The organism is Streptomyces sp. NPDC052101 (genome assembly GCF_040680235.1).
Taxonomy (GTDB): domain Bacteria; phylum Actinomycetota; class Actinomycetes; order Streptomycetales; family Streptomycetaceae; genus Streptomyces.
Map to the genome: position 1 here is coordinate 137,587 of NZ_JBFAWH010000006.1, position 16,541 is coordinate 154,127.

General features: G+C 71.7%; 11 protein-coding genes. 6 read left to right on the forward strand and 5 right to left on the reverse strand.

Annotated features, from left to right (window positions below):
• Window positions 1-101 precede the first annotated feature (101 nt).
• The 3 genes from paaK (at window position 102) to AB0L75_RS13985 (ending at window position 2,340) form a co-directional block, all read left to right on the forward strand.
• Complete coding sequence (gene paaK, locus AB0L75_RS13975; protein ID WP_365180161.1) at window positions 102-1,406, forward strand: phenylacetate--CoA ligase PaaK; 1,305 nt, start codon at window positions 102-104, stop codon at window positions 1,404-1,406.
• 123 nt (window positions 1,407-1,529) lie between these two features.
• A complete protein-coding gene (locus AB0L75_RS13980; protein ID WP_365180164.1) occupies window positions 1,530-1,937 on the forward strand; it encodes a CGNR zinc finger domain-containing protein in 408 nt (135 codons plus the stop codon).
• A gap of 70 nt (window positions 1,938-2,007) precedes the next feature.
• Entirely contained in the window at window positions 2,008-2,340 is a 333-nt protein-coding gene (locus tag AB0L75_RS13985) for a metalloregulator ArsR/SmtB family transcription factor (protein WP_365180167.1), read from the forward strand.
• A gap of 190 nt (window positions 2,341-2,530) precedes the next feature.
• Here AB0L75_RS13985 and AB0L75_RS13990 read toward each other — a convergent pair whose 3' ends face one another.
• Entirely contained in the window at window positions 2,531-4,027 is a 1,497-nt protein-coding gene (locus tag AB0L75_RS13990) for an acyl-CoA synthetase (RefSeq protein ID WP_365180170.1), read from the reverse strand.
• 212 nt (window positions 4,028-4,239) lie between these two features.
• Between AB0L75_RS13990 and AB0L75_RS13995 the strand changes: the two genes are divergently transcribed.
• The 3 genes from AB0L75_RS13995 to AB0L75_RS14005 all read left to right on the forward strand — a co-directional run bounded on the left by AB0L75_RS13995 (window position 4,240) and on the right by AB0L75_RS14005 (window position 9,799).
• Entirely contained in the window at window positions 4,240-5,715 is a 1,476-nt protein-coding gene (locus AB0L75_RS13995) for a cytochrome P450 (protein WP_365180173.1), read from the forward strand.
• Window positions 5,699-6,706 carry a (-)-alpha-amorphene synthase gene (locus tag AB0L75_RS14000; RefSeq protein WP_365180176.1) on the forward strand — a complete coding sequence of 336 codons (1,008 nt, stop codon included), beginning with the start codon at window positions 5,699-5,701 and terminating at the stop codon, window positions 6,704-6,706. Before AB0L75_RS13995 ends, AB0L75_RS14000 begins: the two co-directional genes overlap by 17 nt.
• A 186-nt stretch (window positions 6,707-6,892) precedes the next feature.
• Complete coding sequence (locus AB0L75_RS14005) at window positions 6,893-9,799, forward strand: AAA family ATPase (protein WP_365180179.1); 2,907 nt, start codon at window positions 6,893-6,895, stop codon at window positions 9,797-9,799.
• Window positions 9,800-9,830: 31 nt separating this feature from the next.
• Here AB0L75_RS14005 and AB0L75_RS14010 read toward each other — a convergent pair whose 3' ends face one another.
• From AB0L75_RS14010 to AB0L75_RS14025, 4 genes are all read right to left on the reverse strand, one after another.
• On the reverse strand, window positions 9,831-11,381 hold the full coding sequence (locus tag AB0L75_RS14010; RefSeq protein ID WP_365180181.1) for an acyl-CoA synthetase: 1,551 nt from the start codon (window positions 11,379-11,381) through the stop codon (window positions 9,831-9,833).
• Window positions 11,378-12,490 (reverse strand): nitronate monooxygenase family protein, encoded by a 1,113-nt coding sequence (locus AB0L75_RS14015; RefSeq protein ID WP_365180184.1) that lies wholly within the window; start codon window positions 12,488-12,490, stop codon window positions 11,378-11,380. The genes AB0L75_RS14010 and AB0L75_RS14015 overlap by 4 nt, the downstream gene beginning before the upstream one ends.
• 73 nt (window positions 12,491-12,563) lie before the next feature.
• Window positions 12,564-14,132, reverse strand: a complete 1,569-nt coding sequence (locus tag AB0L75_RS14020) for an NAD(P)/FAD-dependent oxidoreductase (RefSeq protein WP_365180187.1) — start codon at window positions 14,130-14,132, stop codon at window positions 12,564-12,566.
• Between the two features lie 80 nt (window positions 14,133-14,212).
• Entirely contained in the window at window positions 14,213-16,519 is a 2,307-nt protein-coding gene (locus tag AB0L75_RS14025; RefSeq protein WP_365180190.1) for a tetratricopeptide repeat protein, read from the reverse strand.
• Window positions 16,520-16,541 lie beyond the last annotated feature (22 nt).

The following is a 16,541-nucleotide window of genomic DNA, read 5'->3' on the forward strand; positions in this document are numbered from 1 at the left end:
CCCTATTGCCTGGAACCGCATGGCCTGAATTACTGACCCCGAATGGGTCGACCGAATGATCGGTCGTCCGGAATGTCGGGACGGCGAGGGAGACGGACGCGATGGCGGATGCGAGGGACCTGCTCGACGCGGGCGAACGGCTCGGGCCCGAGGAACTGCGCGGGCTCCAGCTGGAGCGGCTGCGCGCCTCGCTGCGGCACGCCTACGACAACGTGCCGTTCTACCGGGCGTCCTTCGACAAGGCCGGTGTCCGCCCCGAGGACTGCCGCTCCCTCACCGATCTGGCCCTCTTCCCCTTCACGACCAAGGCCGACCTCAGGGAGAACTACCCGTACGGCATGTTCGCCGTGCCGCGCGAGCGGATCCGCCGGCTGCACGCCTCCAGCGGCACCACCGGACGCCCCACGGTGGTCGGCTACACGGACAACGACCTTTCCATGTGGGCCGACATGATGGCGCGGTCGATCCGGGCGGCCGGCGGCCGCCCCGGAGACATCGTTCATGTGGCCTACGGCTATGGGCTGTTCACCGGCGGCCTGGGCGCCCACTACGGTGCCGAGCGCCTGGGCTGTACGGTCGTCCCGGCCTCCGGCGGCATGACGGCCCGCCAGGTGCAGCTGATCCGCGACCTGGAACCGGCCGTCATCATGGTGACCCCGTCCTACATGCTCACGCTGCTGGACGAGTTCGAGCGGCAGGGCGTGGACCCGCGCGGCACCTCGCTGCGCGTGGGCGTCTTCGGGGCCGAGCCCTGGACCGAGCAGATGCGGCGCGAGATCGAGGAGCGGTGCGCGATCGACGCCGTCGACCTCTATGGGCTGAGCGAGGTGATCGGCCCGGGTGTGGCTCAGGAATGCGTGGAGACCAAGGACGGGCTGACGATCTGGGAGGACCACTTCTATCCGGAGGTGGTCGACCCCATCACGGGTGAGGTGCTGCCGGAGGGCGAGCGGGGCGAGTTGGTGTTCACCTCGCTGACCAAGGAGGCCATGCCGATCGTCCGGTACCGCACCCGGGACCTGACCCGGCTGCTGCCCGGCACGGCGCGGACGTTCCGCCGGATGGAGAAGATCACCGGGCGCAGTGACGACATGGTGATCCTGCGCGGGGTCAATCTGTTCCCGACCCAGATCGAGGAGATCGTGCTCCGCACGCCCGGTGTGGCGCCGCACTTCCAGCTCCGGCTGACCCGCGAAGGCCGACTGGACCGGCTGACGGTCCGGGCCGAGGCCCGCCCGGACGCGGGCCCGGAGACACGGGACGCGGCGGCCCGGTCCATCGTCGCGGCCGTCAACGACGGCATCGGGGTGTCCGTCGAGGTGGAGATCGTGGAGCCGGAGTCGCTGGAGCGGTCGGTCGGCAAGATCCGCCGGATCGTGGACCTGCGGCAACGGGACGCTGGGTAGAGCCACCCCGCCCGCTTCCGGACAGGCCCACGGGAGGGCGTACGGGCAGGGAGACCCGGCCGGGTCGCCGTAGGTCACGTCACCCGACTCGGTGCCGTCGCGTCCCCGGCCGGGACGGGCGTCGTGCGTCCGCTGGTCAGATGCCGGGTCAGCGCGATCAACGCGGTCAGGGCCACCAGCCCCGTCACCCCCGGCCAGCCGAGCCGGTCGTATGCCCGTACCCCGAGCCAGACGCGCACCCAGGTCAACGAGGCCGCAGCACATGCCGTACCGGTACCCGTCCTCGCCGCTTCGGGGCAGCTGACCTGGCACGCCGTGGACCCGGTGCGCGCGACACTCGCCCTGGTCGCCCGGGACGCGCTGCAGCTGGTCATCTCCCCGGCGCTGGACCGGGTGCGCGACTGCGCCGGAGCCGCGTGCGGGGCGCTCTTCCTGGACACCTCACGCCCCGGCTCCCGGCGCTGGTGCTCGATGGACACCTGCGGCAACCGCGCGAAGAAGGAGGCTCTGCGCAGCAGGGCGGGCGGCTGACCGGGGCCGTATCGGGCGCTTCCGTATCGACGTACCTCGAAATGTCGCGGTAGCCCTATAATCCCAAGGCATGACGGACACCGCCCCCACCCCGGACCCGAACCTGGTCAACGCGCTGCGGGCGCTGTCCAACCCGATGCGGCTGCAGATGCTGCGCTGGCTGCGCGAGCCCGAGCGGCACTTCCCGATGGGGGCGGCCGTCGCCGATCCGGCCGAGGTCGGTGTGTGCGTGAGCCACATCCAGGCCAAGGCGGGCCTCGCCCAGTCCACGGTGTCGGCCTATATGGCCGAACTCCAGCGCGCGGGGCTGGTCCGGGCCACCCGCGTGGGCAAGTGGACCCACTACAGGCGGGACGAGCAGCGCATCGCCGACCTGGTCGCGGAGCTGGGGCAGACACTCTAGAACCGCACATCACCGATCCCCGCGGCGTTCCTCACGGAGTCAGCCTTGCCCACGCGAGTCGATCCGGGAGCTGGAGGAGCTGGACACCATGGAGGCTCCCGACCCCGGCCCGGCACAGCCCGTCCGGCGCCTGCTGACGGCGTACGGCCCGAAGATGCTGGAGCCGGATCTCTCCGGCGGCGGCAGCGCGCTAGGCGCTGAAGCGGTCGCGCAGCTCGCGCTTGAGGATCTTTCCGCTGGCGTTGCGCGGCAGATCGGCCACGAACAGCACTCGCTTGGGCGCCTTGAAGGGTGCGAGCTTCTCCTTCACATGCGCGATGAGCTGATCCTCCGTCACCTCCCCGCGCGGGACGACGACCGCCGTGACGGCCTCGATCCACCGCTCGTCGGGCAGGCCGATCACGGCGGCCTCGGCGACGGACTCGTGGGTGTACAGGGCGTCCTCGACCTGGCGCGAAGCCACCAGCACGCCACCGGAGTTGATGACGTCCTTCACGCGGTCCACGATCGTGAGATAGCCGTCGGCGTCGCGCACCGCGAGGTCGCCGGAGTGGAACCAGCCGTCCCGGAAGGCCTCGGCGCTCTCCTCGGGCTTGTCCCAGTAGCCCTCGCACAACTGCGGTGAGCGGTAGACGATTTCGCCGGGCGTGCCGTCGGGTACGTCCTCGCCCTTGTCGTCCACGACCCGCGCGTCCACGAACAGTACGGTCCGGCCGCAGGAGTCCAGCCGGCCCTCGTGTTCGTCGGGGCCGAGCACCGTGGCCAGCGGACCGATCTCGCTCTGTCCGAAGCAGTTGTAGAAGGCGAGCCGCGGCAGGCGTTCGCGCAGCCGCTCAAGGACCGGGACGGGCATGATCGACGCGCCGTAGTAGGCCTTGCGCAGGCCGTCGAGGTCGCGGGTGGCGAAGTCGGGCCGGCCCGCGAGGCCGATCCACACCGTGGGCGGCGCGAACAGGCTGTCCACACGGCCCGCCTCGACGAGGTCGAACAGCCGGTCTCCGTCCGGCGCGTCCAGGATGATGTTGGTCGCGCCGACGGCGAGGTACGGCAGCAGGAACACATGCATCTGGGCCGAGTGGTACAGCGGCAGCGCGTGCGCCGGACGGTCACCGGCGCTGAGGTCCAGGGCGGTGATGGCGCTCAGGTACTCGTGCACGAGAGCCCGGTGGGTCATCATCGCACCCTTGGGCAGGGCGGTGGTGCCGGAGGTGTACAGCAGCTGCACCAGGTCCTCGGTGCGGGGTTCGGGCCCGTCGTATGGCGGCGTGTCCGCCAGCCGGACAAGGAGCGATCCCTCGGCGTCCATGAGCGGCAACTGCCGTACACCGTCGGGGAGTCGGCCGGCGAGGGCCGGGTCGGCGAGGACCAGGGTGCTGCCGGACTGGCCGACGAGATAGGCCAGGTCGTCGCCGGTCAGGTTCTGGTTGACCGGCACATGGACCAGGCCCGCTCGGGCGCAGGCGAGGAAGGCGATGAGGTAGGCGTCGGAGTTGTGGCCGTAGGCGCCGACCCGGTCGCCGGGGGCCAGGCCCTGGGCGAGCAGGACGGAGGCCGCGCGGGAGACGGCGTCGTCGAGTTCCTCGTATGTCCAGCGGCGCTCGCCGTACTCCACCGCGAGGCGGGCCGGGGTGCGTCGGGCGCTGCGCCGCAGCACCCCGTCGACGGTGCTGCCATGTCCCTGCGTCATGGCACATGATCCTCGGTCCGGCACGGAGGCAGGTCAAGCACGCGGGCGTGAACGCCGAGGAATGCGACTTTTGCTTCTACGTGCTCCTGTGCGCCCCTTTGGAGAAAGGTTTCCGGACACCGAGCACCGTTGAACCTGGGCAGGACATGTCTCAAGCGCCAAGTCCGTAGCGGTTCACACATTTAGCGCGTCACATTGGGCAGGAGGATTCCATGACCCGTGCTGTGCCTGAACAGAAACGAACGTGGAGGACAGGTACTGCTCCCGGCATATTCCCACTCCTCGGTCACGGTATCGCCTTCTACCGTCGGCCGCTGGCGTTTCTGAATTCTTTGCCCGCGTACGGGGATCTCGTCGAAATACGGCTGGGCCCCCAGCGTGCCTGGATGGTGTGTGATCCGGAGCTGACCCACGAGGTGCTCATGGATCCGCACACCTTCGACAAGGGGGGCCCGCTCTACGACAGGCTCGGGAAGCTGATGGGGGACGGTCTCGTCACCTGCCGCCAGCCGACGCACCGGAGCAAGCGCAGGCTGCTCCAACCCGGCTTCCGTCCCTCCCATGTCGCCGACTACACGGATCTCATCACCGAAGAGGCCGAGTCGGTGTGCCACGCGTGGCCGGCGGGTCGGCCGGTTCCCGTCACCGAGGCGATGATGGCCCTCACGACACGCGTGATCAGCCGGGTCCTGCTCTCCGACTCACTGGACGAGGCCACGACCGCCGAGGTGCGCGACTGCCTCACCGAGGTCGTCCGCGGCCTGTTCGTCCGCACGGTCGTACCGATCGACGCCCTGTTCCGGCTCCCCACGCCCCCCAACCGCCGCTACCGGCGCGCGCTCACCCGACTGCACGCGATCATCGACGAGGCGATCGCGGAGCGCCGCCGAGGCACCGAGCGCGACGATGTGCTGGGAACTCTGCTGGCGGCCGCGCGCGGCGACGGCGAAGCGGCGGCGATCACCGACCAGGAGGTCCACGACCACCTGATCACGCTGCTGCTGACGGGCGTCGAGGCCCCGGCCCTGTGCCTGGCCGACGCCTTCAGCCTGCTGGCCCGCCATCCGGAGGCGGAGCAGCGTCTGCACGCCGAGCTGGACGCCGTCCTCCCCGGAGGCCGACGGCCCGGCCCCGACGACCTGCCGCACCTCGTTCACACGCGATGCGTCGTCTCCGAGACGCTGCGCCACTCGTCCCCCGGCTGGCTCTTCACCCGTGTCACCACGAGGGAGACGGAACTCGCCGGGTGCCGACTGCCCGAGGGGGCCACCGTCCTGTACAGTCCTTACCTGCTGCACCACGACCCCTCGTCGTTCCCCGACCCCGAGCGCTTCGACCCCGGCCGCTGGTTGCCCGGGCAGCCCACCGCCGCACAGCGCCGGGCGCTGATGCCGTTCTCGGCGGGCAACCGCAAATGCCTCGGCGACGAGTTCGCCATGGTGGAGGCCACCCTGGCGCTCGCGACCATCGCCGGGCGGCGTCGCCTGCGACATCGGCCCGGGTACGCCGCACAGATACCGCGCCCGGCGATCACGTTGGGCCAGCGTGCCCTGGTCATGGACTGCGAGGCCCGTTCACCCATGCCGTCAGGCGCACGGCCTTCGGCCGGACCCTCAGCGCCCCGAGCCGGCGACCCTCGCGCATCGGATTCCGGGACGGCAGGTGACCACGGTGTCGACAACACATGAGGAAATCGCGGTCGGCGTACCGGACGGAACTCCGGTCCCCACGCTCAGGGACCTGATCGACTCCCACCTCCACATGCCCTTCCCGTTCCGGCGCAACCCCCATGAATCCGAGGCCGCGGCCGGTGTCGACGCGTGGCTGAGCGTGTGGGGGCTGACCGACGAACCCGGTGTGGCGGCGATGATCGCCCGCACGCGCCCCGCCGAACTCGCGTCGTTCACCAGCCCCGCCATGGACTCCGGTCTCCTCCAGATCGTGGCCAATCAGATCGCCTATCAGTTCGTCTTCGACGACCGCGCGGAGGACATCGGGCGGCGCTCTCCGGGCAGACTGCTGCCCATGCTGGGCGAGAGTGTCGCGATCCTGCGGGACGGCCGGCCGCCCAGTACTCCTCTCGGCGCGGCACTGGCCGATCTCCACCGGCAGGTCCGGGAGCGGGCCACACCCTCGCAGGCCGCGCGGTGGGCCTGGAAGAGCCGTGAATACGTGCACGGTCTGCTGTACGAAGCGGTGGCCCAGGCCTACCCCTTCCTCGTACGGACCGCAGACTGCACCTCGATCCGGTCGCTGACCGCGGGCGTGGAGCCGTTCCACCCGTTGTGCGAAGCCGCACAGCCGCGCGAACTGTCCCCTGCCGAACTCCACCACCCCGTCGTACGGCGACTGGGCCGGCTGTCGGCCGACGCAGCGGTGTGGATACCGGACCTGTTCTCCGTGGTGAAGGAACAGCGCGCGGGCGGAATGATCAACCTGGCCCTTGCCCACCGACGCCAGCACCAGTGCTCTCTGCAGGCCGCCGTCCTGCTGGCCATCGAGGAGATCAACGGCACGATCGAGGAGTTCCAGAGGCTCTACGCGGAGATCAAGCCGGAGTTGAGCCCCGCGGGCGTCGGCTATGTGGAGGGCATGACCGGCTGGATCCGCGGGTGCTACCACTGGTCCCGCACCGTGCCGCGGTACGCGGACGTGGCGTCGGTACCCGCCATCCCGTAGTCGCCCCGGTCGCCCTGCGGCGACGACGTCACCAGGAAGTGTGCATCCGGGTCCCGTACCCGGCGGGCGGGCATTTTCCCACCCGTAGCCAATGATTCACCCCATGGAGGCCAATCCCGCCTGCCCCACCGCCGTGAGGCGTACCCTCGGCTGTCCCTGGCCGAACGACAGAAGGCGGTACGGCACATGGCGATGGGGCCGCGGCAACCGATCACCGAGCAACGCGCGTTGATCGAGCGCCAGCGGGAACTTCAGGCTCTCGACGCCGCTTTCCAGGAGCTGCGGCGCGCCACGGACGGTGTGCCGCGAGCCAGGCGCAGGGGGCTCCTCGCCTTCACCGGGCCGGCCGGACTGGGCAAGACGGCACTCGTCATGGAAGCACGTGCGCGGGCCGCGGCCCAGGGATTCACCGTGCTGTCCGGCAGAGGCGGGGAGGCGGAACAGGGGTCGGCGTTCCGAGTGGTGCGCCAGTTGGTGCAGCCCTCGCTGGCCATGATGGACGGTGCGGAACTCCGTGCCTTCCTGGGCAGTTGGTACGACATCGTCGCCGCCGTGCTCGGTCTCGAAGCGAGGGGCCCCTCCCCCGCGCCGGATCCGACCGGGGTCCGCGAAGGTCTCGACTGGGTCATGACACGCCTCACGGTGAAGAAGGCGCCTGTCGTCCTGCTCCTGGACGACCTGCACTGGGCGGACGCCGAATCGCTGAGCTGGCTCGCCTCCTTCGCGCCACGGGTGGAGAACCTTCCGCTGCTGATCGTGGTCGCGTACCGGCCCGACGAACTGCCGTCCGAGGGCGCACTCCGCGCGTTGGCCGGGCACCAAGGGGACCGTCCCCACGACCTGGCGCTGCTCACCGCTGACGGCGTGGCACAGATCGTCAGGGACGAAATCGGAGAGGAGGCCGAGGACCGGTTCTGCAAGGAATGCTGGTCGGCCACGAGCGGCAGCCCGTTCGAAGCGGTGGAACTGGCGATCGGACTCGCCGAGCGGAACCTCAGGGGCACCGAGGACGACCTCCCCGCGATGCGCGAACTCGCCGCCGCGATCAAGGGGCCAGGGCTGATCGAGCGTCTGGAACGGCTCGACACGGCGACCGTCCGCTTCGCGCACACCGCGGCCGTACTGGGTTCGCCGTTCTCACCCCGGCTCGCCGCGACCATCGCGGTGCTGGGCGAGGAGGCGACCGCCGAGGCGACCCAGAAGCTGCGCGCGGCCCGGATCCTTGCCGACGGCCGCGGCACCGAGGGTGAGCTGGAGTTCGTCCACCCGCTGATCGCCACGACGATCTACCGGTCCATCCGCACGGGCTTCCGCGTCGGTCTGCACAACACCGCCGCGCAGACCGTGCTGGCCGCGGGATACGGCCCCACCGCCGCCGCCCGGCATCTGCTGGAGGTGCCCTGCGAGGGCAGTCCCGAGACCGTCGCGTGTCTGCGCGCAGCGGCTCGCGAGTACCTCCGCGCCGGGGCGACCGAGGCCGCCGGGCGCCTGCTGACCCGCGCGCTGCAGGAGCCGCCTCTTCCCGAGGACCGTGCCGCACTCCTTCACGAACTCGCGTGCGCCACGTTCCTGATCGAGCCCACGGCCACGGTGCGGCATCTGCGCCAGGCCCTGGCGCAGCGCGACGTCGACCCCGATCTGCGTGCCTCCATCGTCTTTCGGCTGACGCAGGCTCTGGCTCACACCGATCGGCTCGCCGAGGCCGTGACCGTGGCCGCCAAGGAGGCGCGGCAGGCCAAGAATCCGCGTGTCAAACTGCGGATGCAGGCCGATCAGTTCGTCTGGAGCATGGTCCGCACCGACGACCCCGACTCCCCCGCCCGCTCCCGGACTCTGGCGCGGCTGGCCGAGCAGTTGTCCGGACCCGGCCTGGAGGAGCGCTACATCCTGGGGCTGCGCGCCTGGGATGCCGTCAAGCGCGGCGAGCCACGGCAGACCGCGCTCACGTATGCCGAGCGGGCCCTGCGCGGCGGGATGAGCTGGACCGACGAGAACCACGGTTTCGAGGTGCCCGTGTCGGTCGCCCTGGTGTTCATGTACGGCGACCAGCCGCGGCGGGCCGAGGAGCTGTTCAACAAGGGGATCGCCGAATGCGTGGCCAAGGGCTGGCGCGGCTCCCATCTGGCGCTCGGCCAGACCCTCGCCGGCTACATCCGCTACCACCGGGGCTGCCTGGCCGAAGCCGAGGATCTCGTCCGGGAGGGTCTGCGCATCGCCGACAAGGTGGCGGGGGCCCTGCCCGCCCTGTGGTTCGCCGTCGGCATCCTGATCCAGACCCTGCTGGCCCGAGGGCGTGTCACCGAGGCGCGGGCCCTCGCCGACGAGCGCCACTTCGGCGAGACGACTCCGAACGCCGTCATCTATCCCGACCCGCGCACCGTGTACGCGGAACTGCTCCTGGCGGAGGGACGGCACGCCGAGGCAGCGCTGCTGTTGTCCTCGGTCGGGGACTGGCTGGACAATCGGGCCTGGCGGAATCCGGCCTGGTGCTCGTGGCAGCTCCGCCTCGCCTCCGCGCTCGCCCCCACCGCCCCGCGGGAAGCGGTCGGCCACGCCCAGGACGCCGTGAAGCGCGCCCGGGACTTCGGCGCCGCCTCCACCATCGGGCAGGCCCTGCACACCCTCGCCGAGGTGACCGGCGGGCCTGCGGCACTGGACCTGTACGCGGAGGCCGTCGACCACCTGGAGCAGTCGCCCGCCGCCTACGAACTCGCCCGCGCCCAGATCGACCACGGTGCCGCGCTGTCCCGCAACGGGCGGCTTCAGGAGGCCGCCGATCGGCTCTACCAGGGCCTGGAAGGCGCCGTGCACTGCGGGGCCGAGGCACTCGCCGGCCGGGCCAGGGCGGAACTCTCGGCGGCTGGCATGCGTCCGCTGCCGCTGCGCTATGTGCCGGCGGACACCCTGACCGCTCGGGAACGCCGCACCGCCGAACTGACCGTCCAGGGACACCCCGTGGCGGTCATCGCCAAGCAGCTGCGCCTCACCGAGCAAGGTGTGCGGCAGCTGCTGTCCAGTGTCTATCGCAAGATCGGTACCGACGCCGCCGGCCTCGCCGGTTTCCTGGAGAACCAGCCTCGCCGTCGCCCTTGAAGCGGTCGGCTCGATCGCCCTGCCGGCCCGCTCACACCATCCGCGTCCGCCCCTCCCAGTACGGTTCCCGCAACCGCCGCTTGTAGAGCTTGCCGTTGGGGTCGCGGGGCATCTCGGTGATGAAGTCGACGCTCTTGGGCCGCTTGTAGCCCGCGAGTTGCCCCGCGCAGTGGTCGAGCAGGGCGGCGGCTAGGGCCGGGCCGGGTTCGTGGTCCGGGGCCGGTTCGACCACGGCCTTGACCTCCTCGCCCCAGTCGTCGTGCGGGATGCCGAAGGCGGCCGCGTCGGCGACGGCCGGGTGGGAGAGCAGCACGGACTCGATCTCTGCCGGGTAGATGTTGACGCCGCCGGAGATGATCATGTCGATCTTGCGGTCGCGGAGGTAGAGATAGCCGTCCTCGTCCAGATAGCCGAGGTCGCCGACGGTGAAGAAGTCGCCGATGCGGTTCTTGCGGGTCTTGGCCTCGTCCTTGTGGTACGAGAATCCGCCGGTGCTCATCTTCATGTAGACGGTGCCGAGTTCGCCGGGCGCGAGGCGGTTGCCGTCGTCGTCGAAGACCGCGAGTTCGCTGATGGGCCAGGCCTTGCCGACGGTGCCGGGCTTCTTCAGCCAGTCCTCGGCGGTGGCGAAGGCGCCGCCGCCCTCGCTGGCCGCGTAGTACTCCTCCACACAGTGCCCCCACCAGTCGATCATGGCGCGTTTGACGTGGTCGGGGCAGGGGGCGGCGCCATGGATGGCGTGCCGCATGGATGTCACGTCGTAGCGGGCCTTCACCTCATCGGGGAGGGCCAGCAGGCGATGGAACTGGGTCGGGACCATATGGGTGTGGGTGCAGCTGTGGGTGTCGATACGGCGGAGCATCTCCTCGGGGGTCCACTTGTCCATCAGCACCAGACAGTGGCCGATGTGCAGGGACGCGCCCGCGAACTGCAGGACGGCCGTGTGGTAAAGCGGCGAGCAGACCAGGTGGACGTTGTCGTCGAACGGCCTGATGCCGAAGATGCCGAGGAAACCGCCGAGGTAGGCCTCTTCCGGGGCCTTCTCGGGCAGTGGGCGGCGGATGCCGCGCGGGCGTCCCGTCGTGCCGGAGGTGTAGTTCATGACCCAGCCGAGTTCACGGCCGTCGGGTGCGGACTCGGTTTGCCCGTCGAGGAGTTCGGCGTACGGACGGAAGTCCTCGACCTCGCCGACCGCGTACCGGTGGGAGGCGGGCAGGCCCGCCTCGTCGGCGGCGGCCCGCGCGGCCTCGCTGAACCGCTCGTGGGCGATGAGCACCCTGGCCCCGGAGTCGGCGACGATCCAGGCGATCTCGGTGCCGACGAGGTGGTGGTTGACCGGGACCAGATAGAGGCCGGCCTGGGTGGCGGCCAGATAGGCGGTGACGAACTCGACGCCGTTGGGCAGGACGACGGCGAAGGCGTCGCCGCGCTCCAGGCCGGCCGCGCGCAGCCCGTGGACGAGCCGGTTGGCGGCGGCGTGCAGGCGCCGGGCGCTCCACTCCTCGCCGTCGGGGGCGACGAGGACCGTGCGGTCGGGCTGCTGGGCGGCCTGGGCCCAGAAACCGGCGAGGGGTGTGCTCACGACTGGCCGCTCCTTCCGGCGATACGGTTGACGCGGTCCACGGCTTGTTCGAAGCCGCGGGTGAGGTCGTCGAAGACGGCCTGGACGCTGCGTTCGCTGTTCATCCGGCCGACGATCTGGCCGACCGGCGTGCCGAGCAGCGGTTCGACCTCGTACTTCTGGATCCGGGAGACCGCCTCGGCCACCAGCAGGCCCTGCAGCGGCATGGGCAGGGTGCCGGGTCCGGACGGGTCGTCCCAGGCGTCGGTCCACTCGGTGTGGAGCTGGCGCGCGGGCTTGCCGGTGAGGGCACGGGAGCGGACGGTGTCGCCGGACCCGGCGGCGAGGAGCTTGCGGGTGAGGGCGGGCGCGTGCAGGTCGGCCTCTGTGGTGGTCAGCCATAGGGAGCCCAGCCACACGCCTTGCGCGCCGAGTGTGAGGGCGGCGGCCACCTGTTGTCCGCTGCCGATGCCTCCGGCCGCCAGCACGGGCAGCGGGTGTACGGCCTCCACGACCTCCGGAGTGAGCACCATCGTGGCGATCTCGCCGGTGTGGCCGCCGGCTTCGTAGCCCTGGGCGACCACGATGTCGATCCCCGCCTCCTGGTGTTTGCGGGCGTGCCGGGCGCTGCCCGCGAGGGCGGCGACCATGATGTTCCGGTCGTGGGCGCGGGCGACGACGTCGGCGGGCGGGGAGCCGAGGGCGTTGGCGAGGAGCCGGATCGGATAGTCGAGGGCGACGTCGAGCTGGGTGCGGGCGACCTGCTCCATCCAGCCCGTGATGCGCCACCCGGACGCCTCGCCCTCGGCCAGCTCGGGGACGCCGTACTTGGCGAGGGTCTCGCGCACGAACTGCCGGTGCCCCTCAGGGATCATGGCCTCGACATCGGCCTCCGTGACCCCTTCGACCTTCTTCGCCGGCATGACGACGTCCAGCCCATAGGGCCGGCCGCCGACGTGCGCGTCGAGCCAGTCCAGGTCGCGTTTGAGGTCGTCGGGGGCGGTGTAGCGGACCGCGCCGAGCACGCCGAAGCCGCCGGCGCGGCTGATGGCCGCGGCGACGGCGGGGAACGGCGTGAAGCCGAAGACGGCGTGCTCGACTCCCAGTTTCCTGCTCAGCTCCGTCTGCATGGGCGCAGGATGCCGCAGCCGACCGGAGGAGGGAAGAGTTTCCTGACGTTCCGCCAGATCCCGTTGAGGGTCGTCATTGCGGGGTCGCCTCCAGCACCGCCATCGCCGCGTTGTGCCCCGGCACCCCGCTCACCCCTCCCCCGCGCACCGCGCCCGCGCCGCACAGCAGGACGTTCGGATGCCGGGTCTCCACTCCCCAACGGCCCGTGTCCTCCTGGGCGTACGGCCAGGACAGCGCCCGGTGGAAGATGTTGCCGCCGGGCAGCCTGAGGTCCCGTTCGAGGTCGAGCGGGGTCTTCGCCTCGATGCAGGGGCGGCCGTCGGTGTCGGTGGCAAGGCAGTCGGCGAGGGGTTCGGCCAGATGGGCGTCGAGCTGGTCGAGGGTCGACTTCAGCAGCTCCTCGCGTACGGCGTCGTTGTCCCGGTCGAAGAGCCGGGCCGGAGTGTGCAGTCCGAACAGGGTGAGCGTCTGGTAGCCGCGCTCGGCGAGGTCGGGGCCGAGGATGGTGGGGTCGGTCAGGGAGTGGCAGTAGATCTCCGAGGGCGGGACGGCGGGGAGTTCACCGGCGGCGGCCTGGGCGTGGGCCATGGCGAGCTGCGCGTAGCCCTCGGCGATGTGGAAGGTGCCGGCGAAGGCCTCGCGGGGATCGACGGCCGGGTCGCGCAGCTTCGGTAGCCGGGTGAGCAGCATGTTGACCTTGAGCTGGGCGCCCTCGGCGGGCTCGGGCGACGACTCCCCCGTCAGGACTGCCAGCTCCTGCGGGGAGGCGTTCACCAGGACGTGCCGGGCGGCGGCTACGCCCTCGCCGTCGGCCGTCCGGTAGGTGACCTCGGCGGTGTGTCCGTCGGTGGCGATCCGGACCGCCTCGTGTCCGGTCGCGAGGACCGCGCCCGCCGAGCGGGCCGCGGCGGCGAGCGCGTCGGTGAGGGCGCCCATGCCGCCGACGGGCACGTCCCAGGCGCCGGTGCCGCCGCCGATGACGTGGTAGAGGAAGCAGCGGTTCTGGACCAGGGTGGGGTCGTGGGCGTCGGCGAAGGTGCCGATCAGGGCGTCGGTGAGGACCACGCCCCGGACCAGGTCGTCGGCGAAGTCCTCCTCCACGGCGACGCCGATCGGTTCCTCGAACAGGGCCCGCCAGGCGGTGTCGTCGTCGATGCGGCGACGCAGTTCGTCGCGGGTGGGCAGGGGCTCGGTGAGGGTGGGGAAGACCCGCTGGGCCACGCTCGCGGTCATGCCGTAGAAGCGCTGCCAGGCCGCGTACTCGCGCTCGCCGCCGGTCAGCCGGGCGAAGGCCTCCCGGGTGCGCTGCTCGCCGCCGCCGACGAGCAGTCCGGTGGGCCGGCCGTCCCGCTCGGCCGGGGTGTACGAGGAGATGGTGCGGGAGCGGACCCGGAAGTCGAGCCCGAGATCGCGCACGATCTTCCGCGGCAGCAGGCTGACCAGGTAGGAGTAACGCGACAGCCGGGCGTCGACGCCGGCGAACGGGCGGGTGGAGACGGCGGCGCCGCCGGTGTGGTCCAGCCGTTCCAGCACCAGCACCGAGCGGCCTGCCCGGGCCAGGTAGGCGGCGGCGACCAGGCCGTTGTGTCCACCGCCGACGATGACGGCGTCGTAGGTGCGGGTGTGCTCGTTGGCAGCCATGGTTCTTCGTAACACGTGATGATCCACGGCGGCCAGAGGTGGGCCCCGGCCATGGCCACGCGCCGCCGCCCCGAGCGGGGTCAGGTGCCCTCGGACGCGGAGCGGCGGCGGATCACCGCGACCCTGCGGTACAGCTCGCCGGCCTCGGTGCCCCGGCCGAGGCGCTCCAGGCAGTGGGCCTCGTCGCTGCGGCCGGCGAGGGTGTCCGGGTGGTCCGGGCCGAGGAGCTGCTCGCGGGTGGCGGTGACCCGCCGGTACTCGGTGAGGGCCTCCGCCCAGCGGCCCAGCCAGCCCAGGGCGACGGCGACCTCGCGTCGGCTGACGAGCGTGTCGGGGTGGGCGGGCCCCAGGGTCTGCTCGCGGAGCAGACAGACGTCCCGTGCCTCGGTCAGGGCTTCCTCCCAGCGGCCCAGCCGGCCGAGGTTGACCCCGAGGCCGTGCCGGGCCCGGAGTGTCTCCGGGTGGGTGGGGCCCTGGACACGGGAACGGTCCACGATCAGCTCCCGGTACAGACGCAGGGCGTCCGCGCTGCGGCCGAGGCGACCGAGGCTGAGGGCGGTCTCGTAGCGGGCGGCGAGGGTGTCGGGGTGATCGGCGCCGAGCACGCGCCCCCGGGCCGCCGCGACCTCGCGATAGATGCGCAGCGCCTCCTCCCAGCGGCCCGACTGGCCCTGGGCGTAGGCGACTTCGCAGCGCGAGACCAGGGTTTCGGGGTGGTCGGGGCCGAGTACCCGGGCCCGGGCGGCGGCCACCTCCAGGGCCGTACGGCAGGCGTCCTCCAGGCGGCCGAGCCGGCCGAGGGTGCAGGCGAGGTTGTGGCGGCAGCGCAGGGTGTCGGGGTGGTCGGGGCCCATGGCGCGCACCCGGGCGGCCAGCACCTCCGCGTAGAGCTGGTGGGCCTCGAAGTGGCGGCCCAGCCGCCCCAGGGCATAGGCGGTCTCCTGGCGGGCGGCGAGGGTGTCGCAGTGGTCGGCGCCGAGCACGCGCGCTCTGGTCTCGGCGAGGTCGGTATAGGCGGCCAGCGCCTCGGCGACGCGGCCGGCGCGGACGAGGGCGAAGGCGGTCTCGTAGCGGCTCGCCAGTGTCTCGGGGCGGTCGGCACCGAGCAGCGCGGCCCGCTCGGCGGTCACGGCTCCGTGTGCCTCGGCCGCCTCGGCCCACCGGCCGAGCCCGGCCAGCCGGACCGCATCGCGCTGCCGCGCGGCGAGGGCCATGAGAGCTTCCGGCGGCACAGCGGGGGACGGCACCTTCGGCGGCACGGCGAAGCGGGGCTCCTTCGGCGGCACGGCAGGGAGCTGCACCTCAGACGGCACGGCGGGGAGCGGCACCTTCTGCGGTACGGCAGGGAGCACGGTCACCGGTGCGGCGGCGGTCCGCCCGGCCCATCGGTCCGACAGGGCCGCCCCGGCGTCCGGGGGCAGCGCGCCGAGCCCGGCGCCGAGCGCCTTGTGGCCGGTGGTCATGCCCTGGGTCCAGCGCGGCAGGCGCACTCCGGCCTCGGGGAGCGCGGGTCCTGCGGCCGTACCGGGGACGGCCGTTGTACGGCCCTCCCGGATCCGGCGGACCAACTCCCCCGCGTCGTCCGGTCGTTCCTCGGGCTGCTTGGCCAGCAGGCCGAGGATGATCTCCTCCAGGTGGCCGGGCAGCTCCGGGCGCCGTTCGCGCGGAGGCCGGGGCGGGGTGTCGCGGTGGCCGATGAGGACCGCCCAGGCGTCCTCCAGGTCGAACGGCGGTGCGCCGGTGGCGATTTCGTACAGCACGCAGCCCAGCGAGTACAGATCGCTGCGCCGGTCGACCTCGTCGCCGACGATCTGCTCCGGGGACATGTAGTGCGGGGTGCCGAGGGCCACGCCGGTGCCGGTCAGCCGGGCGGTGAGGCCGATGTCGTGGCCGAGGCGGGCGATGCCGAAGTCGCAGATCTTCACGGTGCCGTCGGTCAGCCGCACGATGTTGGCCGGCTTCAAGTCGCGGTGCACGACGCCTTGTCGGTGGGTGTAGGCGAGTGCGGCGGCGACCTGGGCGGCGATGTCCTGCACATCGTCCACGGGCAGCGGATGCCCCTTGTTGTCCTCCAGCAGCCGGCTCAGGTCACGGCCCTCCAGCAGCTCCATCACCAGGTACGGGATCCCGTCGGACTCACCGAAGTCATGGACGACGGTCACCCCGCGGTGCGAGAGGGCGGCGGCCACCCGGGCCTCACGGCGGAACCGTTCCCGCAGGACGCGGGTGAGGGACGGATCGCCGTACGGGCTCAGCGGCTTGAGGCATTTCACCGCGACCTGCCGGCCCAGGGACTCGTCCCGGGCCCGCCACACCTCGCCCATCCCGCCCCGCCCGATCAGGTCGAGCAGCCGGTACCGGTCCTGAACCAGCCTGTTCTCCCCCATAGCGATCCGCCGCCCCCGTCGC